Raw genomic sequence first — 20,142 nt, 5'->3', positions numbered from 1 at the left:
TGGGTGAACCCTGCAACCACCCGGACGCGCCGGCCTCTCGGGGCGTCCACGAGGGAAGGGCCGGCCGGATGCTGGAGCTGTCGATCCTGGGCTTTTTGTACGAGGAGCCGCTGCACGGCTATGAGCTGAAGGAGCGCATCAAGGCGCTCAGCGGCCATGTCCGGCCGGTCAGCGACGGCGCCCTCTACCCGGCGATCACCCGCCTGGTCGACGCGGGCATGCTCGACCAGCACACCGAGCCCGGCAGCGGCGCGGTCCCGCGGCGCACCCTGTCGCTCACCGACAAGGGACGCGCGGACCTGCTGGAGCGGCTGCGCCACCCCAAGCAGGCCGAGATCACCGACCAGGTCCGCTTCAACACCCTGCTGTCGTTCCTGCGCCACCTCGGCGACCCCCGCGAGCAGGCCGCGGTGCTGCGCCGCCGCCAGGAGTTCCTCGAGGCCCCGACGAGCTTCTTCTACGAGGGCGACCGGCCCGTGCGCGCGGAGGAGGCCGGCGATCTGTTCCGCCAGGGCATGCTGCGGGTGGCACGGGCAACCGGCGAGGCGGAACGCACCTGGCTCACGGAGGCCATCCGGCAACTGGAAGGGTGAACGACCCCGATCGCCGGCCCCCCGCCGGAGGGACGTCAGCCCTTGAGTCCCAGGCGTCAGCCCGTGGTGCCGGGGGTCAGCTCAGTTGGTCTCTGAGGTACTGCTGCCATGACTCGGTGAACCGCTCCGGGGTCGTGTGGAGCACCTCTCGCAGCGCGTCCTCGACCGCCCCGGCCCTCTTGCCGTGGTCGCCGACCGCTCGGTAGAAGTCGTTCAGCCGGACCTCGCCCCACCGGTCCGCGATCATCCGGCAGGCCGTCCAGCCGCCCTCGTACGCCCGTGCCAGCCGGTCCGCGTCCCCGGTGAACCCGAACTCCTCGTCCCCGGGCAGCGCGGCCGGGACGTCCCCCTCGGCCACCGCGCGCTGCAGTTCCGGAGCGACCTGCCCGACCGCCCGTCCGGTGCCGCGATAGCCGGCCCAGTCCGCGTATCCCTCGGAGAGCCACAGCGGGGTGGCGGCCGTGGTGTGGGCGCGGGTGGCGACGTGCGTGGTCTCGTGGGTGAGCACGACCTGCTTGCCGAGGTCGCCGAGGACGCCGTACGCGTCCGGGTTGACGATGATCCGGTCCGCGGGCGCCTTCGCCGAGCCTCCCGCCTCACCGGTGGTGACCGCCGCGATCCCCCGGTACCCGGACGCCGGGGCACCGAGCAGCCCCGCCATCCCCTCCAGCGACTTCGGTACGAGGACGACGACGTGCCGCGACCAGTCCGCGCCCCAGGCGTCGGACACGGCCGGCACGGCACGGTCCGCCAGGCCCGCGAAGGCCCGCAGCCGTTCGCCGGACTGGCCGACGCCCAGGACGAGGCTGTGTTCACCCCGTACGGCCGTCACGGTCCCCTCGTCCCACAACTGGTCGCCGCCCTTGCCGGCCGGCTTGTCGGAGGCGACCCGCCAGGTTCCGCCGGCGCGGGTCAGCCGCAGGGTGCGGTCCACCGTGACCGGCGCGGCGTCGTAGCCCGCGATGCGGTAGCGCAGTTCGGCGCGGGCGGTGGCGCGGTCCCCGGAGCGGCTCAGATCGGCCAGCCGGTAGGACCAGGCCGAAAGCGGCACGTCACGCAGGTTCGCGAGGCCCTGTCCGGTGCCGGCCGCCGCTCCGGTGGACCGGAACGCGGCGTCGTCCCGGTCCAGGACCGCGGCCGCCCGCCGGTCCAGGACCCGCTGCACATCGGCGGCCGCCGTGTCCGGCGCGGTCCGGCCGCCGCAGCCGACGAGCCCGGCGAGCAGCAGCACCACACCGAGCCCCGCTCGCGGGGCACTCCTTCGACCGGCCATTCTCCCGATCGTACGGGGCCCGCGCCCGGCCGCCGGAACTCGCGCCCGGACGGTCCGGGGCCGGACCCGCGTGCCGTCAGACCCGGGTGACGGACGAGATCGGCATCATGCCGACCGGGTCGTAGCGCACCGGTGCACCCGGGTAGGGCGCGTGGATCACCTGGCCGTTGCCGACGTACATCCCGACATGGCTGGCGTCGGACCGGTAGGTGACCAGGTCGCCTGGGCGCGCCTGGGAGAGCGGGATCTGCCGTCCGGCGAACCGCTGGGCCTGCGAGGTGCGCGGGAGGCCGACCCCGGCGTGCGCGTAGGACCACTGCATGAGGCCCGAACAGTCGAAGCCGCCGGGTCCGTTGGCGCCCCACACGTAGGGGCGGCCGAGCGCCGAGCGGGCCGCCGCGACGGCGACGGCCGCGCGCGACGAGGAGGCGACGGAGCCGTCGAGGCCGGGCAGGTCGCCGCGGGTGGCGCGCGACGCCCGGTCGTAGGCGGCGCGGTCGGCGTACGGCAGCGAGTTGAGCAGGTGACGCGCCTTGGCCAGTTTGCCCTCGATGACCCGCTTGTTCCGGGCGACGGCCGTGCGGCTGCGCTCCAGTTCGGCCAGTTTCCCGTCCGCCTCACGGCGTTCCTGGGCGAGGTCGCGCAAGGCGGCCTGGAGGTCCCTGAGTTCGCCGGCCTGGCGGGTGCCGATCCGGTCGAGCGCGGAGGCCTTGTCGAGATAGTCGTCCGGGTCGGCGGAAAAGAGCAGCGCGAGGGACGGGTCGAGACCGCCCGTACGGTACTGCGCCCCGGCGAGCGAACCCAGCGCGTCCCGCATGGTGTTGACGCGGTCCTGCTGCCGGGCGATCTCGTCCTGGGCCGTGCCGATCTGCTCGCGCAGCGCGTCACCGCGCTCGTCGGCCTTGTTGTACGCCTCGGTGGCCTTCTCAGCCTGGGCGTAGAGACGGTCCACCTCGGCCCGGGTGTCGTCCTGCGGCGCCGCGGAGGCGGGCAGGGTGCCGAGCGCGGCGGCCGCCGCGGACATCACGCAGGCGGCGACGCCGAAGGCGCCGGCGCCCCGGTCGAAGCCGGTCGGTGCAAGGCGGCGATGGAACCCCACGGGTGGCCGCACTCCCTTCCGCTGACGGTCCCCCGCCGTCGGGGGAACGCGGCAGACAGTAACCGCGCGACCACGCACCGGCCAAAGACCTCCGCGGGCACGCACAGTGACGCCCCGCCGGAGACGCAGGTCACCGACGGGGCGTGGGGTCAGCGCGAGTTGTCGCAATTCGCCCGTTTGGGCGGTGTGGCGGGAGAGCGCTCCGGGCGGCCGGCACCGGATGCCGGGCCGCCCGTGCGGATCAGATCCGGACGCCGAACTGGAAGGGCATGTTGCCGATCGACTCGTAGCGCACGACCGTGCCGGTGCGCGGGGCGTGCAGCACCTGGCCGTTGCCCGCGTAGAGGCCGACGTGGTGCTGGTCGCCGTAGAAGATGACCAGGTCGCCGACCTGCAGGTCGCTCTGCGAGTAGATGCGGGTGCCCGCGTTGGCCTGGGCCTGCGAGGTGCGGGGTATGGTCACGCCGGCCTGGGCGTAGGCCCACGAGGTGAGACCCGAGCAGTCGAACGAGCTGGGGCCGGAGGCGCCGTAGACGTACGGCGAGCCGATCTTGCTCTGGGCGGCGGAGAACGCCGCTCCGGCGCGGCCCGAGGCGGCCTTGGTGTTGCCGAGGTCGACACGCTCGCTGGCGCGGGTGGCCCGCTCCTGCTCCTCGGAGGCCAGCGCCGCCTTCTCCTGCGCGGTCAGCGTGTTGAGGAGCTTCTGCGCGGAGCCCAGCTTGCTCTGGACTTCCTTCTTCTTCTTGGCGAGCTCGGCCCGGGTGTCGGCGAGGTCCTTGAGCTTCGCGGAGGCCTCGGCGCGCTGCTGGGCGAGCGAACGCTGCTTCTCCTGGACCTTCTTGAGCGACTCGACCTGCTGGGCGCTGAGCTGGTCCATGGCCGAGGCCTTGTCCAGGAAGTCGTCCGGGTCGGAGGAGAGGAAGAGCGCCACGGAGGGGTCGATGCCGCCGGTGCGGTACTGGGCGCTGGCCATCGAACCGAGGCCGTCGCGCAGCTCGTTGAGCTCCTCCTGGCCGCGGGCGACGTTGTCCTGGAGAGCGCTGATCTGCTTCTGCAGCTTCTGCTGCTTCTCCTTGGCGCCGTCGAGCTTCTCCGTGGCCTGCTCGGCCTCTTCGTAGAGCTTGTCGACCTTGGTCTTGACCTCGTCCTTGTTGGGCTTCTCGGACGGCGTCGCGTTGGCGGCATTGGCGCTGAGGACAACAGCCGCCGCGGCGGCGGTGGTGAGCACGGTCACACGGGTGCGGCTCGGCTGCTTGGGTCGACGGTGGGACGCCACGAAGGCGAGCTCCTTCTTCCTCCAGCCGCCTGCCGAAAACGCCGACGGGCGGTGCCCCTCCACCGTCACTCCCCATGAGTGATCACCCGAGTTAGAGGTTCGAGGCACGACCCTAGTGACCTACTTGTGATCAGTTCAAATCCAAACCTGAAAATTCTTTGTCACGGAGAGCATTCTTTGCAATCAACTCACCTGCAGTGATGTCCGCTTGACACTACGTCGCGTGAAAGTCCGGCGAATTCGGGCATCAGGCCTAGACGTTACGCATGGTGCGTAGGGGGCTCACGCGACTTACGGAACCGATCGCCGGGCGCGCCGAATCGGACCCACGAAGCGGATCGAAACGGACGAAAGAGGAAAAGAACGCTCAGCCGCGCGAGAAGCGCTTGAGGAGCACCACGGACGCCACCGGCCGGGCACCGGCCTTGGCGATCCCGTCGGCCACCTCACGGTCGGTCGAGACGACGATGACCGGCCGGCCGGGCGGCTCGGCCCGCACGAGCTGACGGATCAGCTCGTCCGCCGTGACACCGGGCTTGGAGAAGAGGACCCGCACCCCGCGCGGGGGCGCGAGCAGCACCGGCGCGGCCAGTTCGGCCCCGTCGAAGACACAGGTGACCTCGGCGCCGGTCTGCGCGGCGAGCTGCGAGAGCTGTCCGAGCAGCCGCAGCCGCTGCTTCTCCAGCGGCATCTGCGGATAGCCGGTCTTGGTGACGTTGTAGCCGTCGACGACCAGGTGCGCCTGGGGCAGCGCGAGCAACTGGTCCAGGATCGCGGGGTCGTTCTCGGACAGCGCGCGGGCGGCGATGTCCTTCGGGGTCATCCGCCCCGGCTCGACCGCCTCGACCGTCTCCGCGGGCCGCACGGAGACGGGAGGCAGCGCCAGTTCCCGGCGCAGCCCCTGGGCCGCCTCCAGGACGGTGTCCAGCAGCAGCCGCACCCGCATGTCCTCGACGCTGCGCCCCTCACGGGCCGCCTTGCGGGTGGCTTCCAGGGCCGCCTCGGCCTCCGAGAGCCGCGCCTTGAGCCGCCGCGTCTCGCTCTCGGCCGCGGACACCTGTGCCTGGCTCTCCGCCTTCGCGCCGTCCGCCTCCGCCTGGAGCTTGCGCAGGGCCGCCTCGCCGCGCTTGACGTCGCTGAGGGCCCCGCGCAGCTTGCGGTGAAGCGATTCCGCTTCCTTCTTGGCCGACTCCAGTTCCGTGCGCAGCCGTTCGGTCTCGGCACGGGTCTGCCCGCGGGCCTCCGTGAGTTCAGCGCGCAGCCGGTCCAGTTCGGCGCGGCTCTCCTCGTCGGCGCGCTCGGCGTCCGCGCGCAGGGCCTCCTCGCCCGCGGCGGTCACGAGCTTCACCCAGCCCGTCGGACGCACGACGTAGGCCGCGGCCGCCACGTCCAGCGGATCCGCGGCCGGGGGCGGCGCGCCCGAGTCGAGAGCCCCGACGAGCTCGGGCTGGGTCTCTCTGAGCTTCTCGGCGATGCGCTGTCTGAACAGCGGGTCCGTCTCCAGGGCCGTCGCCATCGCGTTGCCGGCGAACTTGGCGCGGCGATTGGGGGCGAACCGGGCGTACTGCCTCAGCTGTGCGGGCAGTTCGGACACCGTCAGCCCGCCGAAGCCGTCCGAGACGATCTGCACGACGCGTCGGCGCACGCCGTCGGGCAGCGGACGGTCGAGCACCTCGGCGGTGCCGTCGTCCGGCTCCCCGCCTGTGGTCTCCACCATCCGTTTCACCCCAATATCCGTGCGGGGCCCGCTCCGTCAGGAGCCGGCGCCCGGCCTGTCCACGAGTTCGACCTGATCCACCGCGTTGCACCAGCGGCACCGCACCGACTCGATGGTCTCACTGACCACCTCGCGCTCCTCCACCTTCGGCTCACCGGCCAGGTCCAGGTGCACATACTCGACGACCTTCGACGAGCGGGTCACGTCGAAACGCGTGAGGTTGCCGCAGAGGGTGCAGCGCCAGCGGGTCTTCGCATCGGGCAGGGGAACTGTCATAGGGCAGCCGCTTTCCTTCTAGTGTCCGTCCGGCGCCGGTCTCCCGGTGCTTTGGCTCGTAACCCTACGGCCTGGCGGGTACTCGACGCTCGGGTGTCCACGGCGGCGAGGCGGTCTGTGCGCATCGGTGCGGTTACGTCATGCTCTGCACCATGATCGGCAATTGGAGTGCGACGGTCCGCAGGGCGCTGCGGGGCCGGTCCGCGCCGGTGACGTACGGACTGATCGTCCTGTGCTGTCTGATCTTCGTGATCGGCCCCGCCTCGGGCCTCGATCCCGCGTACGGCACCGGGGACGAACTGCTGGTCGCGCAGCGGGCCTACTTCCGCCGCTGGGGCGTGGTGCCGGCCGCCCTGTTCGACGGGGCCCCGGGCGAGGCGCTCACTCCCGCGACCGCCCTGTTCATCCACGGGAGCTGGCTCCATCTCCTGGGCAACATGCTCTTCTTCTACGTCTTCGGGCTGATGACCGAGGAGCGCATGGGCCATCTGGAGTTCGCCCTGTTCTACCTGGGCTGCGGGTATCTGGCCCTGCTGGGGTACGCCGCCGCGAACGCGACCTCGCAGCAGTCCCTGGTCGGGGCCTCCGGGGCGATCTCCGCGGTGCTCGGCGCCTTTCTGTACCTGTTCCCCGGGGCCCGGGTGACCAGTCTCTTCCCGTTCCTGTTCTTCCTGCCGCTGCGGTTCCCGGCCTGGGTGGTGCTGCCGTTCTGGTTCACCCTGCAGTGGCTCGCGGCGGGCCGCAGCAGCTCGGGCCCCGGGGTCGCCTACCTGGCCCACCTCGTGGGCTTCTCCCTGGGCTTCGTGTACGCGTGGGCGCGCTTCCGGCGGCGTCCGGCCGTCGTGCCCGCCCGGGCGGTGCTGCCGGGGCCCCCGGTGGAGCGGCCGGGTCCGGGGGACCGCGAGTAGGGTGAGATCCCCAGCAGCGGCCCCCTAGGGAGAGAACCAGCCGTGATCACCGCGATCGTCCTCATCAAGACCAGCGTGGACCGCATCCCCGAGATCGCCGAGTCGATCGCGTCGCTGGAGAGCGTCAGCGAGGTCTTCTCGGTCACCGGCACCTACGACCTGATCGCCATGGTCCGGGTCCACGCCCATGACGACCTGGCGGACGTCATCCCCGGCAGGATCAGCAAGATCCCGGGTGTCGAGGCGACGGACACGCACGTGGCGTTCCGTACGTACTCCCAGCACGACCTGGAGGCGGCGTTCGCGATCGGTCTCGACTCCTGACCGACGCGGCGCCGCCTCCGGGCGGGGCGGGGGCGGTCGTCAGACCGCCGGGACGCAGCGGCCGTCCTCGGTGCGGTACTGCCAGCGCGCGCCGTCCTCGACGAGCTCGCGCACCGCGCGGACGAACCGCTCGACGTGCTCGTCGGGGGTCCCGGCCCCGAAGCTGACGCGGATGGCGTTGAGGGACTTCTCGCCGGGGGCCGCCTCGGGGGCTCCGCACTCCCCCGCGGTCTCCGGGTCGCTGCCGAGCAGCGTGCGCACGAGCGGGTGGGCGCAGAAGAGGCCGTCGCGCACCCCGATGCCGTACTCGGCGGACAGCGCGGCAGCGAAGTGCGAGCTGTTCCAGCCCTCGACGACGAAGGAGATGACGCCGACCCGCGGGGCGTCGTCGCCGAAGAGGGAGAGGACCCGGACCTCGGGGACCTCGGCGAGGCCCGCGCGGACGGTACGGATCAGGTGCTGCTCCCGGGCGACGAGCTTGTCGAAGCCCTCGTCGGTGAGCGCCTTGCAGGCCGACGCGATCGAGTAGGCGCCGATGACGTTCGGCGAGCCGGCCTCGTGGCGGGCGGCGCTGTCGTGCCACTCCACGTCCACGCCGCCGTCCGCGCGGCGGGTGACCTTGCGGCTGGCCCCGCCGCCCGCGAGGTACGGGTCGGCCTCGCGCAGCCAGTCGGAGCGGCCCGCGAGGACACCGGAGCCGAAGGGCGCGTACAGCTTGTGCCCGGAGAAGGCGACCCAGTCGACGTCGAGGTCCTGGACCGACAGCGGGTGGTGCGGGGCGAGCTGTGCGGCGTCGAGGACGATGCGGGCTCCGTGGGCGTGGGCGGCCGCGGCCAGCTCGCGCACCGGCCACAGCTCGCCGGTGACGTTCGAGGCGCCGGTGACGCAGACCAGGGCCGGGCCGTAGGGGTCCCGGGCGGCGAGGGCGCGCTCCAGGGTCTCGACCGCCTCGCCGGGGGTGCGCGGGGCGTTCAGGTAGGTGACGCGGGCGTCGCGCCAGGGCAGCAGCGAGGCGTGGTGCTCGGTCTCGAAGACGAAGACCTGGCAGCCGGCCGGGAGGGCCGCGGCGAGCAGGTTGAGCGAGTCGGTGGTGGAGCGGGTGAAGACCACCTGGTCGCCGGCGCGGCAGTCGAGGAACTCCGCGACGGTCCTGCGGGCGTTCTCGAAGAGGTCGGTGGAGAGCTGCGAGAGGCAGCCGGCGCCCCGGTGGACGCTGCCGTAGTAGGGCGCGTACGCGGCCACGTCGTCCCACACGCGCTGGAGGGCGGGCGCGCTGGCGGCATAGTCGAGAGCCGCGTAGGTCACCTCGCCACCGGTGACGAGCGGGACGGTGACATCCCGGCCGAGAACGGGCAGAGGGGCACAAACAGCCTGGTCGGCGGCAACGGTGGAAGCGGACATGGCGAGCTCCTGTGAGAGGCAGGCGGGATCACCGCGCGAGCCGGCCGCCGTCGGGCGTCGCTCAGCGCGGGAAAGGGTGAAAGGGGGTGTGCGGAGGCGGGGCTCGGCGCCCTAACGCATTCGCTTGCTCACAGAAGGCTCCCTCGAACGACCAGGACCCCTGGTTGTCCGCCCGGAGAGCGGGAGGGGTCCGCGCTTGCCGTAGGCCTCGCTGCCTACGGCCTGGTCTTCACCCGGGGCACCCCGCCACGGACGGAGGGTTGCCGGACAGCCGGCCGGGGCCTGATGGCTGTCACTCATGACCTGGTACAGCATCTTGCCAGAGGATCTTCTCCGCGCAAGACGCAGTCCACGATCCGGACTGCGTCTCGCGCGGCGCTCTCGGCGGTCAGGCGTTGCTGGCGGCCACCCAGCGCTCCAGGGTGCGCTTCGCGGCACCGGAGTCGATGGCCTCGGCCGCCCTGTCCATCTGGTCGCGGAGCTGCCCGGCGAGCGGCCCGCCGGTCGGCGACAGGGCCACCAGGGCCGCCGCCGAGTTCAGCAGGACGGCGTCCCGTACGGGCCCCTTCTCGCCGTCCAGCAGGCGTCGGGCGACCTCCGCGTTGTACGAGGCGTCGGCGCCGCGCAGGGCCTCCACCGGGACGATGTCGAGCCCGACGTCGCGGGGGTCGAAGCGCTCCTCGGCGACCTTGCCGTCGCGGACGACCCAGACGTGGGAGCCCCCGGTGGTGGTCAGCTCGTCGAGGCCGTCGTCGCCGCGGAAGACCAGCGAGGAGTTGCCGCGCTCGGCGAACACGCCCGCCACGATGGGCGCCATCCGGGGGTCGGCGACGCCGACCGCCTGGGCCTTCACGCGTGCCGGATTGGTCAGCGGTCCGAGCACGTTGAAGGTGGTGCGGATGCCCAACTGGCCGCGGGCGGCGGCCACATGACGCAGCGCCGGGTGGAACTTGACCGCGAAGCAGAAGGTGATCCCGGCCTCCTCGGCCACCTCGGCGACCCGCTTCACCGGCAGCTGGAGATTGACGCCGAGCTTCTCCAGGACGTCCGAGGAGCCGGACGCGGAGGACGCGGCCCGGTTGCCGTGCTTGACGACCTTGGCGCCGGTGCCGGCCACCACGATCGAGGACATCGTCGAGATGTTGACGGTCTTCGCGCCGTCGCCGCCCGTTCCGACGATGTCGACGGTGTGTCCGGGCACCTCGATCACGTTGGCGTGCTCGTACATAGCGCGGACGAGTCCGGCGATCTCCTGGACGGTCTCGCCCTTGGCCCGCAGGGCCACCACGAAGCCGGCGATCTGCGCGTCGGTCGCCTCGCCGCGCATGATGCGGTCCATCGCCCAGGCCGTGTCGTCCGCACTCTGGTCGCGGCCTTCGAGCAGTCCGTTCAGTACGGCGGGCCAGGAACGGCCCGCCGCGGTGTCGCCTCCAGCGGGGTTCACAGCGCTCATGGTCGCTCCTGGGTTCGTGGGTCACGCGGTCGCGGGTGACACGGGTCGGGGTGACGCGGGGTGGATCGCCCCGCACCACCGGGTGAGTCCACCCTATCCAGCCCGGGGGACGGCAAAGAGCCCCGTCCGTGTCATGGACGGGGCTCCTGCCGTGGCGGACAGCCGGGGATCAGTGGTGGCCGTGGCCGCTCGTGATCTCCTTGTACTCCTCGACGGTGGGCTTGGGGATCTGGCCCTCGTCGCCGTAGAAGCCCTTGCTCATCTTGGCGCGCAGCTTCTGCGTGCCCGAGACCTTGCGCTCGACACCGTTCTCGTCGACCGTCGGGCCGATCTCGGCCGGCTTGTACTGCTCGTGCGCGGTGAGCGTGTGCAGCGCGTCCTGGCTGAGCGGCTCGTGGACCTCGATGAACTCACCGTGCGGCAGGCGCTTGATGATGCCCGACTCGCGGCCGTGCAGCACCTTGTCCCGGTCCCGGCGCTGGAGGCCGAGGCAGATCCGCTTGGTGGCGATGAAGGTCAGCACCGGCACGACGAAGAACGCGATCCGGACGAACCAGGTGATCGAGTTGATCGACAGGTGGAAGTGCGTGGCCCAGAGGTCGTTGCCACCGCCGATGAGCAGGACGAAGTACCAGCTGATCCAGGCGGCGCCGAACGCGGTCCGGGTCGGGACGTTGCGCGGGCGGTCCAGGATGTGGTGCTCGCGCTTGTCGCCGGTGACCCAGCCCTCGATGAACGGGTAGACCGCGATCGCGACCAGGACCAGCGGGAAGATGACCAGCGGGATGAACACACCCAGGACGAGCGTGTGACCCCAGAGGTTGATCTCCCAGCCCGGCATGACACGGATCAGGCCTTCGGAGAAGCCCATGTACCAGTCGGGCTGGGCGCCGGTGGACACCTGGTCCGGACGGTAGGGGCCCAGGGCCCAGATCGGGTTGATCGAGGCGATCGCCGCGATGGCCGCGATGACACCGAAGACCAGGAAGAAGAAGCCTCCGGCCTTGGCCATGTAGACCGGCAGCAGCGGCATGCCGACGACGTTGTTGTTCGTCTTGCCGGGGCCCGCGAACTGCGTGTGCTTGTGGTAGAAGACCAGGATCAGGTGGCCGACGACCAGGCCGAGCATGATGCCCGGCAGCAGCAGCACGTGCACCGAGTAGAAGCGGGCCACGAAGTCGCCGCCCGGGAACTCGCCGCCGAACAGGAAGAACGACAGGTACGTGCCGACGATCGGCACGGACAGGATCGCGCCCTCCATGAAGCGGACACCGGTGCCGGAGAGCAGGTCGTCCGGGAGCGAGTAACCGGTGAAGCCGGTGAACATGCCGAGGACGAACAGCAGGAATCCGAAGACCCAGTTGACCTCACGGGGCTTGCGGAACGCACCCGTGAAGAACACGCGCATCATGTGCACGAACATGCCGGCGAGGAAGATCAGCGCGGCCCAGTGGTGGATCTGACGGATCAGCAGACCACCGCGCACATCGAAGGAGATGTGCATGGTCGAGTTGAACGCCTCGGACATCAGCTGGCCCTGCAGCGGGACGTAGCTGCCGTGGTACTCCACCTCGTTCATCGACGGGTGGAAGAACAGGGTCAGGTACACACCCGTGAGGATGATGATGATGAAGCTGTAGAGGCAGACCTCACCCAACATGAACGACCAGTGGTCGGGGAAGATCTTGCGCATGTTGGACTTGGCCAGGGAGTAGATCCCGAGGCGGCCGTCGGCCCAGTCGGCGACCCGCTCACCGGCGGGTGCCTTCTCGCGCGAGGAGCGCGAGTCGGAGGTGGTGGTAGTGCTCATCCGCGCTCCCAGAATGCAGGACCGACGGGCTCTTCGAAGTCGCTGAGCGCTTCGAGGTAGCCCTCAGCGTTCACGCCGATCTGCAGCTGGGGCAGGGCGTGACCGGCCGGGCCGAAGATGACCCGGGCACCGTCGGAGAGGTCGAAGGTGGACTGGTGGCACGGGCACAGCGCGTGGTGCGTCTGCTGCTCGTACAGGGAGATCGGGCATCCGACGTGGGTGCAGATCTTCGAGTACGCCACGATGCCCTGGTAGGACCACTCGAGTTCCTGCTTGTCCTTGATGTCCTCCGGCTGGAGCCGGATGATCATCAGGGCCGCCTTGGCGATCTCCTTCTGGAAGTCCTCGTCGTGCTCCTCCAGGCCCTCGGGCTTGGCGAAGGTGAGCGAACCGACGGCCAGGTCCGAAGGACGCAGCGGCTCGTTCGTGTTCATGTTGACGAGGAGCTTGCCCTTGGACCACAGCGTGTGGCGCAGCTTCGTGCCGGGCAGCGGACCGAGGTCGCGCAGCAGCATGACGCCGGAGAGCGGGAACAGGGCCAGCGCGCCGAACATCGTGTTGCGGATCAGCTTGCGGCGTCCGAGCGCGGACTCCGTGGCACCGTCCTTGAAGTCGGCCAGGACCTTGGCCTTGACCTCGGGCGCCGCCTCGATCGGGTGACGCTCGTCGGCGATCTCCACGTCGGACATCAGGGTGCGGGCCCAGTGGACCGCGCCCGCGCCGATCGCGAACAGCGCCACACCGAGGCACATGCCCAGCGCGAAGTTCAGCGCGCTGATGTGCCCGATCGGGAACACGTAGATCGACTTGTCGTTCGGGATCGCCACGTACGAGGCGATGAAGCCGACGGTGGCCACCATCGACAGCACGAACAGCATGGCGACCAGACGCTCGGACCGCTTGGCGGCCCGCTCGTCGATGTCCTGGATGCGGTGCTCGTGGGGCGGAAGCCCCGGGTCCGCGAACGGGTTCTGCTCGTCCGCGACGGCTACCGGACCGTGACCGTGACCGGCGTGGTCGTCGGAGGCCCGCTCGGCGGGCACGTTCTCTTCTGGAATGTCTTGGCTACTCATGACTTCTTGGCCTTTGCGGTCCGAGCGGCGACCCAGACGGCGACGGCGACCAGGGTTCCGAGGCCGAAGACCCAGCCGAACAGGCCCTCGCTGACCGGCCCGAGGCCGCCCAGCTCAAGACCGCCGGGGCTCTCGGTGTCGTCACCGTTGACCGCGTCGAGGTACGCGATGATGTCCTGCTTGTTCTTCTCCGTCAGCGTGGTGTCGGGGAAGGACGGCATGTTCTGCGGGCCCGTCTGCATGGCCTCGTAGATGTGCTTCGGGTCGACACCCTCCAGGCTCGGCGCGTACTTGCCGTGCGTCAGCGCGCCGCCCTTGCCGGTGAAGTTGTGGCACTGGGCGCAGTTGGTACGGAAGAGTTCACCGCCCTTGGCGATGTCCGCGCCCTCGGGGCTGACCTGGTTCTTGGTCGGGATCGCGGGGCCGGCGCCGAGCGAGGCGATGTAGGCCGCGAGCTGGTCGATCTCGGCCTGGGTGTAGATCACCTTCTTGCGCGGGATCTGAGCGCCCGGCTGCTGGGCCGGCATACGGCCGGTGCCGACCTGGAAGTCGACCGCCGCGGCGCCCACACCCACCAGGCTCGGACCGTCGGAGCTGCCCTGACCGCCGGTGCCGTGGCAGCTTGCGCAGCCCACGGAGTACAGCTTCTGGCCCTCGGTGATGCCGAGGGACTGGGCGGTTTCATCGGCCTGCGCCTTGCCCGCGGGTGCGAACGCGGCGTACAGCCCCCCGGTGGCCGCCAGCGCGAGGAGTAGGACGACGACCGCCGCCAGCGGATGGCGTCGTCGTGCGGAGAGCTTTTTCACGGATTACCCCGGTGTCAGGATCTTCTGCGTCGGTGCTTCTGGATGTTTCGGGCGGTGGGCCCGATTACTTGATCAGGTAGATCGTGGCGAAAAGGCCGATCCAGACGACATCGACGAAGTGCCAGTAGTAGGACACGACGATGGCGGCGGTCGCCTGCTCGTGAGTGAACCTCCGAGCCGCGTAGGTGCGACCGAGGACCAGCAGGAAGGCGATGAGTCCGCCCGTCACATGCAGTCCGTGGAAGCCGGTGGTCAGGTAGAACACCGAGCCGTACGGGTCGGAGGAGAGCGAGAGCCCGTCCTTCTTGACCAGTTCGGTGTACTCGAAGACCTGACCGCCGATGAAGATCGCACCCATGATGAAGGTGACGATGAACCACATCCTGAGCTTCTTCACGTCCCCGCGCTCGGCGGCGAAGACGCCGAGCTGGCAGGTCAGGGAGGAGAGCACCAGGATCGTGGTGTTCGTCGCCGAGAACGGAAGGTTCAGGCTGGACGCCATTTCCTTCCAGTGATCCGGCCCGGTCACCGATCGCAGGGTGAAGTACATCGCGAAGAGGGCCGCGAAGAACATCAGCTCGGAACTCAGCCAGATGATGGTTCCGACGCTGGTGAGGTTCGGCCGATTGACCGACGGGTGCGCGTGCCCGGTTTCTACTGTCGTTGCTGTCGCCACGACCGACATTATGTCGGTCGCTTATCCCGCCCTCACGCCGGGGGGTGCCGTTCGGGGTGTTGACCGGGTGTGTCCAGCCCGGATGGACCATCGAAGCCGTGTCCGAACCGGTGTTGACGAGGTGTTCAAGGGAGTAGCATCCGCGCATCGGGCCGGGGACGATCAGCCCGGTGCGCACGATGTCCGTACGACGCTGACGTCTCGGAGGAAGAATGCAGCCGACCGCCACGGTGCTGGTCTACAGCGACGACTCCAACACCCGCGCGCAGGTGCGGCTCGCCACCGGGCGCAGGCCCGCCCCGGACGCTCCGCTCGTCGAGTTCGTCGAGTGCGCGACGCCGGCCGCCGTCATCAGGGAGCTCGACAAGGGCGGCATCGACGTCTGCGTCCTGGACGGCGAGGCGGTGCCGATGGGCGGCATGGGGGTGTGCCGGCAGATCAAGGACGAGATCTTCAACTGCCCGCCGGCGCTGGTGCTCATCGGGCGCCCGCAGGACGCCTGGCTGGCCACCTGGAGCCGCGCCGACGCCGCGGTGACGCTTCCGGTCGACCCGGTGGAGTTCGCCGCCTCACTGGCCTCCCTGCTGCGTCGCAGGAACCTTCAGAGCGCCTGAGCCACCCGTGCCCCGCCAGGGCCTGTCCGCACCGCTCCCGTCGTCCGTACGAGGGGAACCGGCGGACAGGCCCCGGGGCGCGTTCTCAGACGCTCTCGGGGCGCAGTCTGGCGCGCTGGGCGGGGCTGGGGGCGTCCGGGGACCCGGCCACGAGCGCGCTGCCCTCACGCCAGTTCTTCCAGTCGAGGTTCCAGTCGCCGAAGCCGTTGCCGAACGCGTCCATCGTCTTGCCGTCGGAGTTGACGACCTTGACGATGTCGCCCTCGTTGAACGTGTTGAAGAACCACTCGGCGTTCTCCGTGCTCATGCCGGTGCAGCCGTGGCTGACGTTGGCGTAGCCCTGGGAGCCGGTCGACCAGGGTGCGGCGTGGACGTACTCACCGCTCCAGGTGACCCGGGTGGCGTAACGCACCTCCAGGTCGTAGGAGTCGGAACTGCCCTCGGCTATGCCGATGCTGGTACCGCGCATCCGTACGAGGGATTCCTTGCCGAGCACGACCTTGACGCCGTTGCGGGTGTCGAAGCCGGGCTTGCCCGTGGTGACGGGGATCTCCTTGATGTCCTGGCCGTTGCGGTAGACGGTCATGGAGTGGGTGGCCGCGTCGGTCAGGGCGACCAGGCTGTCGCCCGTGGTGATCTTCACAGTCTTGGCGTCGCCGCCCCACAGGCGTTCGCCGACCCTGATGCCGCCGAGGTTGCTGTGGGCCGTGATGTCGGCGTGGGCGGGCCAGTACTCCTTCGGGCGGTAGTGCAGCGTCTTGTCGTCCACCCAGTGCCAGGCGCCGTCCACCGCCGGGACGGAGTCGACCCTGAGGGCGCGCTCGACGATCGTGCGGGACGCCTTGTCCTTGACGGGGGCGCTGAGTTCGGCGGTTATCGGCTGGCCGACGCCGTACCTGCCCGTCTTGGGCCCGAACTCGACGTTCAGCAGCTTCTTCGTCTTCGGCGTGCTGGTGTCGAAGCCGATGACCTTGCGGCCGGGCGCGCCGTCCTCGTCCTCGGTGCTCACGCGCACCGTGTAGTGGGCGCCCGCGGCGAGGGGTGAGGTGCTGTGCCAGCGGCTGCCGTCGGCGGCCAGTTCGCCCGCGACGTAGCGCCCCGACGCGTCCGTGGCCGTCACGTCGGTGATGCGCCCCTCGTCACTCTCGGAGGTGATTTCCAGGGGCTTGTCGGGGTCGACCTTGGTCTGCTTCTTGCTGTCCTCGGAGAGGCCCTTGAACGAGATCTGTCCCGCCGCGTCGTACGGCTTCGCCGAGAGCGGGTGGTCGTCGGAGCCGCAGGCGGCGGCGCCGGCGCCGAGGGCGACCACCAGCGCGGTGCAGCTGACGACCGTGCGGATTCGCGGTGAGTGATTCATGAGTCCACGCTATGAACGCCCGTCAAGCACGGCGCGCCGGGTGAGCCGAGCGAGGGACACAAGTCGCGGCAAACGAGGGAGCCCGGACTCTCCTGACGGAGTGTCCGGGCTCTCGCGTGTTCAGCGCGTGCTACTGGGTGCGGTTCTCACCGTGGTAGTACTCGAAGACCCAGCCCCACAGACCGATCATGATCAGCGGTGCCGAGAAGTACAGCAGCCACCAGCCGAAGACGACGCCCATGAAGGCGAGCGCGCCACCGACGCCGAGCGCGAGCGGCTGCCAGCTGTGCGGGCTGAAGAAGCCCACCTCGCCGGCCTCGTCCGCGACGTCGGCCTCCTTGTCGTCCTGCGCCATGGCGTCGACCCGCCGGGCCGTGAAGGCCAGGTAGTAGCCGATCATCATGCTCAGGCCGAAGCCCATGAAGAGGGCCGTGGTGCCGGCCGGCTCCTTGGACCAGACGCCGTAGACGATCCCCATGATGAGGATGAACACCGCCAGCCAGATGAACATCTTGCCTTGGACCTTCACTTGCCGGCCTCCTTTCCGCCAGGAAGGGCCGACGAACCGTGACCGGCGGTCTCGAGCTGGTCGAGAGCGGCGATCTCCGGGTGGTGCAGGTCGAACGCCGGGGATTCACTGCGGATCCGCGGCAGGGTGAGGAAGTTGTGCCGCGGCGGCGGGCAGGAGGTCGCCCACTCGAGCGAACGGCCGTAGCCCCACGGGTCGTCGACCTCGACCTTCTTGCCGTACTTGGCCGTCTTCCACACGTTGTAGAGGAACGGCAGGATCGACAGGCCGAGCAGGAACGAGCTGATCGTCGAGACCGTGTTCAGCGCGGTGAAGCCGTCGGCCGCGAGGTAGTCCGCGTAACGACGCGGCATGCCCTCGGCGCCCAGCCAGTGCTGCACCAGGAACGTGCCGTGGAAGCCCACGAACAGCGTCCAGAAGGTGATCTTGCCCAGACGCTCGTCGAGCATCTTGCCGGTCATCTTCGGCCACCAGAAGTGGAAGCCGGAGAACATCGCGAACACCACGGTGCCGAACACGACGTAGTGGAAGTGCGCCACCACGAAGTAGGAGTCGGACACGTGGAAGTCCATCGGCGGCGAGGCCAGGATGACGCCGGTCAGACCACCGAAGGTGAAGGTGATGAGGAAGCCGACGGCCCAGAGCATCGGTGTCTCGAAGGACAGCGAGCCCTTCCACATCGTTCCGATCCAGTTGAAGAACTTCACGCCGGTCGGTACGGCGATGAGGAACGTCATGAAGGAGAAGAACGGGAGGAGGACGCCTCCGGTGACGTACATGTGGTGCGCCCACACGGTCACGGAGAGACCCGCGATCGCGATGGTCGCGCCGATCAGACCCATGTAGCCGAACATCGGCTTGCGGGAGAACACCGGGATGACTTCGGAGATGATGCCGAAGAACGGCAGGGCGATGATGTACACCTCTGGATGGCCGAAGAACCAGAAGAGGTGTTGCCAGAGCAAGGCTCCGCCGTTTGTCGCGTCGAAGACGTGCGCACCGAATTTACGGTCCGCCTCCAGGGCGAACAGCGCCGCCGCGAGGACGGGGAAGGCCAGCAGCACCAGAACCGCGGTGAGCAGGACGTTCCACACGAAGATCGGCATACGGAACATCGTCATGCCGGGAGCGCGCATGCAGATGATCGTGGTGATGAAGTTGACCGCGCCGAGGATGGTGCCGAAGCCGGAGAAGGCCAGACCCATGATCCACATGTCGGCGCCGATGCCCGGCGAGCGGACCGCGTCCGACAGCGGGCTGTAGGCGAACCAGCCGAAGTCGGCCGCACCCTGCGGGGTGAGGAAGCCGCCGACCGCGATCGTCGAGCCGAAGAGGTACAGCCAGTACGCGAACATGTTCAGCCGCGGGAACGCCACGTCGGGCGCGCCGATCTGCAGCGGCATGATCCAGTTCGTGAAACCGGCGAAGAGCGGCGTCGCGAACATCAGCAGCATGATCGTGCCGTGCATCGTGAACGCCTGGTTGAACTGCTCGTTCGACATGATCTGCAGTCCGGGACGCGCCAGTTCGGCACGCATGAGCAGCGCCATGACGCCGCCGACCAGGAAGAACGCGAACGACGTCACCAGATAGAGCGTGCCGATCGTCTTGTGGTCGGTGGTGGTGAGCCACTTGACCACGACGCTGCCGGGCTGCTTGCGCCGCACCGGCAGCTCGTTCTCGTACGAGTCTTCGGCGGCGGCACCCTGGGGTTCGTTGAGGATGCTCACAGGTTGTTCGTCTCCCGGTTCTTCTCGTGGCCCGTCTGCTCAATGCCGGCCGGGACGTAACCGGTCTGTCCCTTCGCCGCGAGCTCCTTGAGGTGGGCCTCGTAGCGCTCGGGGGAGACGACCTTCACGTTGAAGAGCATCCGGGAGTGGTCGACGCCGCACAGCTCGGCGCACTTGCCCAGGAAGGTGCCCTCACGGTTGGGGGTCACCTGGAAGGAGTTGGTGTGGCCCGGGATGACGTCCTGCTTCATGAGGAACGGCACCACCCAGAAGGAGTGGATGACGTCCCGCGAAGTGAGGATGAATCGGACCGTCTTGCCCTTGGGGAGCCAGAGGGTCGGACCCGGGTTGCCCGTCTGCGGGTTCTTCGTGGCGGGCGTGCCGACGTCGTAGACACCACCGGCGTTCGCCGGGAAGTCTGCCTTGAACCGGTCCGGAATGGCGGCCAGGTTCGGGTCGGTCTTGGCGTTCCCGGAAGAACCGGGGACGTCCTCGACGTAGTTGAAGCCCCAGCTCCACTGGAAGCCGACCACGTTGACCGTGACGTCGGGCTTCGGCTTGAGGCTGAGGAGCTTCGTCTCGTCGCGTGCCGTGAAGTAGAACAGCACGGAGACGATGATGAGCGGGACCACCGTGTACAGCGCCTCGATGGGCATGTTGTACCGGGTCTGCTGAGGAACTTCGACCTTGGTCCGGCTGCGCCGGTGGAAGATGACGCTCCACAGGATCAGGCCCCAGACCAGCACGCCCGTGGCGAGCGCGGCCGCCCACGAGCCCTGCCAGAGGGAGAGGATCCGCGGAGCCTCCTCCGTGACCGGGGTGGGCATACCAAGGCGGGGGAAGTCTTCCCAGTTGTACGAGCAACCAGTGGCTGTCGCCAGGACCAGGCCCGCAGTCATTGCCTGCAGCAGCTTCCGCCGCATCGGGCGCCGCGGCGAGCGGTCGGAGCCGTTGGGACTCACGTAGCGCCTTCCCGAGAGTCTCGCCCGCGCTGTTGGCTGCGGCCTTCTCGCTGGTCGGTCGCCGCCCTGCGTCGGGCAGGGGTTTGGATGTTTATGCGGACCAAACCCTACTGGACGCTATTTGGGGTCGCGCGGGGAGGGTGCCCAACGCGCCGCCCGACTCCCCGAAGGAGTGCTGTTTCGCCTGCGAGGCCACGTCAGAGTACCTGGAATGCCCCAGTCCGGATGGCTTCTGACGCCCCCTTGGAAGGGCCTTCGGCGGGTG

At 69.5% G+C, this 20,142-nt stretch carries 19 protein-coding genes and 1 riboswitch; of the genes, 4 read left to right on the top strand and 15 right to left on the bottom strand.

Translation table 11 applies throughout. The features are described from left to right. Positions 1–68 precede the first annotated feature (68 nt). On the top strand, positions 69–593 hold the full coding sequence (locus ACFYYF_RS23905; RefSeq protein WP_361686056.1) for a PadR family transcriptional regulator: 525 nt from the start codon (positions 69–71) through the stop codon (positions 591–593). A gap of 76 nt (positions 594–669) precedes the next feature. Here the strand turns inward: ACFYYF_RS23905 and ACFYYF_RS23900 are convergent, their stop codons facing one another. The 5 genes from ACFYYF_RS23900 to ACFYYF_RS23880 all read right to left on the bottom strand — a co-directional run bounded on the left by ACFYYF_RS23900 (position 670) and on the right by ACFYYF_RS23880 (position 6,234). Continuing rightward, positions 670–1,866 (bottom strand): hypothetical protein, encoded by a 1,197-nt coding sequence (locus ACFYYF_RS23900; RefSeq protein WP_388778903.1) that lies wholly within the window; start codon positions 1,864–1,866, stop codon positions 670–672. Positions 1,867–1,942: 76 nt separating this feature from the next. After that, positions 1,943–2,965, bottom strand: a complete 1,023-nt coding sequence (locus ACFYYF_RS23895; RefSeq protein ID WP_388778900.1) for an NlpC/P60 family protein — start codon at positions 2,963–2,965, stop codon at positions 1,943–1,945. A 241-nt stretch (positions 2,966–3,206) separates the two neighbouring features. Next, the gene (locus ACFYYF_RS23890) at positions 3,207–4,241 is read right to left on the bottom strand and encodes an NlpC/P60 family protein (protein ID WP_388778897.1); all 1,035 of its coding nucleotides are present in this window, start codon (positions 4,239–4,241) and stop codon (positions 3,207–3,209) included. 367 nt (positions 4,242–4,608) lie between these two features. Further along, positions 4,609–5,958, bottom strand: a complete 1,350-nt coding sequence (locus ACFYYF_RS23885; protein ID WP_388778895.1) for an NYN domain-containing protein — start codon at positions 5,956–5,958, stop codon at positions 4,609–4,611. A gap of 36 nt (positions 5,959–5,994) precedes the next feature. Then, entirely contained in the window at positions 5,995–6,234 is a 240-nt protein-coding gene (locus ACFYYF_RS23880; RefSeq protein WP_037624014.1) for a hypothetical protein, read from the bottom strand. 152 nt (positions 6,235–6,386) lie between these two features. On the opposite strand from ACFYYF_RS23880, the gene ACFYYF_RS23875 reads away from it, so the two are divergent. Further along, complete coding sequence (locus ACFYYF_RS23875; protein ID WP_388779204.1) at positions 6,387–7,142, top strand: rhomboid family intramembrane serine protease; 756 nt, start codon at positions 6,387–6,389, stop codon at positions 7,140–7,142. A 42-nt stretch (positions 7,143–7,184) separates the two neighbouring features. Then, positions 7,185–7,466 (top strand): Lrp/AsnC ligand binding domain-containing protein, encoded by a 282-nt coding sequence (locus tag ACFYYF_RS23870; RefSeq protein ID WP_339128929.1) that lies wholly within the window; start codon positions 7,185–7,187, stop codon positions 7,464–7,466. 39 nt (positions 7,467–7,505) lie between these two features. On the opposite strand, the gene ACFYYF_RS23865 is transcribed toward ACFYYF_RS23870, so the two are convergent. The 6 genes from ACFYYF_RS23865 to ACFYYF_RS23840 all read right to left on the bottom strand — a co-directional run bounded on the left by ACFYYF_RS23865 (position 7,506) and on the right by ACFYYF_RS23840 (position 14,694). Further along, positions 7,506–8,867 (bottom strand): aminotransferase class V-fold PLP-dependent enzyme, encoded by a 1,362-nt coding sequence (locus ACFYYF_RS23865; protein WP_388778891.1) that lies wholly within the window; start codon positions 8,865–8,867, stop codon positions 7,506–7,508. 187 nt (positions 8,868–9,054) lie between these two features. Then, positions 9,055–9,171: riboswitch (SAM riboswitch) on the bottom strand. A gap of 84 nt (positions 9,172–9,255) precedes the next feature. Next, positions 9,256–10,320, bottom strand: coding sequence for an anthranilate phosphoribosyltransferase (trpD, locus tag ACFYYF_RS23860; RefSeq protein ID WP_388778888.1), 1,065 nt, complete (start codon positions 10,318–10,320; stop codon positions 9,256–9,258). A 169-nt stretch (positions 10,321–10,489) separates the two neighbouring features. Then, positions 10,490–12,130 carry a cytochrome bc complex cytochrome b subunit gene (locus tag ACFYYF_RS23855; RefSeq protein ID WP_361686039.1) on the bottom strand — a complete coding sequence of 547 codons (1,641 nt, stop codon included), beginning with the start codon at positions 12,128–12,130 and terminating at the stop codon, positions 10,490–10,492. Then, positions 12,127–13,203 (bottom strand): Rieske 2Fe-2S domain-containing protein, encoded by a 1,077-nt coding sequence (locus ACFYYF_RS23850; protein WP_388778884.1) that lies wholly within the window; start codon positions 13,201–13,203, stop codon positions 12,127–12,129. The genes ACFYYF_RS23855 and ACFYYF_RS23850 overlap by 4 nt, the downstream gene beginning before the upstream one ends. Then, positions 13,200–14,009 (bottom strand): c-type cytochrome, encoded by an 810-nt coding sequence (locus ACFYYF_RS23845; protein ID WP_361686035.1) that lies wholly within the window; start codon positions 14,007–14,009, stop codon positions 13,200–13,202. Before ACFYYF_RS23845 ends, ACFYYF_RS23850 begins: the two co-directional genes overlap by 4 nt. A gap of 64 nt (positions 14,010–14,073) precedes the next feature. Continuing rightward, positions 14,074–14,694 (bottom strand): heme-copper oxidase subunit III, encoded by a 621-nt coding sequence (locus tag ACFYYF_RS23840; protein ID WP_328453310.1) that lies wholly within the window; start codon positions 14,692–14,694, stop codon positions 14,074–14,076. 203 nt (positions 14,695–14,897) lie between these two features. Between ACFYYF_RS23840 and ACFYYF_RS23835 the strand changes: the two genes are divergently transcribed. Further along, entirely contained in the window at positions 14,898–15,299 is a 402-nt protein-coding gene (locus tag ACFYYF_RS23835) for a hypothetical protein (protein WP_361686033.1), read from the top strand. Positions 15,300–15,384: 85 nt separating this feature from the next. On the opposite strand, the gene ACFYYF_RS23830 is transcribed toward ACFYYF_RS23835, so the two are convergent. The 4 genes from ACFYYF_RS23830 to coxB all read right to left on the bottom strand — a co-directional run bounded on the left by ACFYYF_RS23830 (position 15,385) and on the right by coxB (position 19,877). Further along, entirely contained in the window at positions 15,385–16,656 is a 1,272-nt protein-coding gene (locus tag ACFYYF_RS23830; protein ID WP_365492318.1) for an Ig-like domain-containing protein, read from the bottom strand. A gap of 130 nt (positions 16,657–16,786) precedes the next feature. Beyond that, a complete protein-coding gene (locus ACFYYF_RS23825) occupies positions 16,787–17,185 on the bottom strand; it encodes a cytochrome c oxidase subunit 4 (RefSeq protein WP_388778881.1) in 399 nt (132 codons plus the stop codon). Then, positions 17,182–18,915: a cytochrome c oxidase subunit I gene (gene ctaD, locus ACFYYF_RS23820; RefSeq protein ID WP_361686027.1), complete on the bottom strand. Its 1,734-nt coding sequence runs from the start codon at positions 18,913–18,915 to the stop codon at positions 17,182–17,184. Before ctaD ends, ACFYYF_RS23825 begins: the two co-directional genes overlap by 4 nt. Continuing rightward, positions 18,912–19,877, bottom strand: coding sequence for a cytochrome c oxidase subunit II (coxB, locus tag ACFYYF_RS23815; RefSeq protein WP_365492322.1), 966 nt, complete (start codon positions 19,875–19,877; stop codon positions 18,912–18,914). The genes ctaD and coxB overlap by 4 nt, the downstream gene beginning before the upstream one ends. Between the last annotated feature and the right edge of the window lie 265 nt (positions 19,878–20,142).

Origin of the sequence: Streptomyces sp. NPDC001914 (assembly GCF_042891215.1) — a bacterium.
Lineage (GTDB): Bacteria > Actinomycetota > Actinomycetes > Streptomycetales > Streptomycetaceae > Streptomyces.
Note: the sequence above shows the minus strand (reverse complement) of the source record. Positions and strands in the feature narration are given on the sequence as shown.

Bases quoted from the DNA above. Each gene is read 5' to 3' on its own strand.
- ACFYYF_RS23865 (WP_388778891.1), bottom strand. From the start codon at position 8,867: ATGTCCGCTTCCACCGTTGCCGCCGACCAGGCTGTTTGTGCCCCTCTG.
- ACFYYF_RS23880 (WP_037624014.1), bottom strand. From the start codon at position 6,234: ATGACAGTTCCCCTGCCCGATGCGAAGACCCGCTGGCGCTGCACCCTC.
- ACFYYF_RS23905 (WP_361686056.1), top strand. From the start codon at position 69: ATGCTGGAGCTGTCGATCCTGGGCTTTTTGTACGAGGAGCCGCTGCAC.
- ACFYYF_RS23840 (WP_328453310.1), bottom strand. From the start codon at position 14,694: ATGTCGGTCGTGGCGACAGCAACGACAGTAGAAACCGGGCACGCGCAC.
- ACFYYF_RS23900 (WP_388778903.1), bottom strand. From the start codon at position 1,866: ATGGCCGGTCGAAGGAGTGCCCCGCGAGCGGGGCTCGGTGTGGTGCTG.
- ACFYYF_RS23855 (WP_361686039.1), bottom strand. From the start codon at position 12,130: ATGAGCACTACCACCACCTCCGACTCGCGCTCCTCGCGCGAGAAGGCA.
- ACFYYF_RS23875 (WP_388779204.1), top strand. From the start codon at position 6,387: ATGATCGGCAATTGGAGTGCGACGGTCCGCAGGGCGCTGCGGGGCCGG.
- ACFYYF_RS23835 (WP_361686033.1), top strand. From the start codon at position 14,898: ATGCAGCCGACCGCCACGGTGCTGGTCTACAGCGACGACTCCAACACC.
- ACFYYF_RS23830 (WP_365492318.1), bottom strand. From the start codon at position 16,656: ATGAATCACTCACCGCGAATCCGCACGGTCGTCAGCTGCACCGCGCTG.
- ACFYYF_RS23850 (WP_388778884.1), bottom strand. From the start codon at position 13,203: ATGAGTAGCCAAGACATTCCAGAAGAGAACGTGCCCGCCGAGCGGGCC.
- trpD (WP_388778888.1), bottom strand. From the start codon at position 10,320: ATGAGCGCTGTGAACCCCGCTGGAGGCGACACCGCGGCGGGCCGTTCC.
- ACFYYF_RS23885 (WP_388778895.1), bottom strand. From the start codon at position 5,958: ATGGTGGAGACCACAGGCGGGGAGCCGGACGACGGCACCGCCGAGGTG.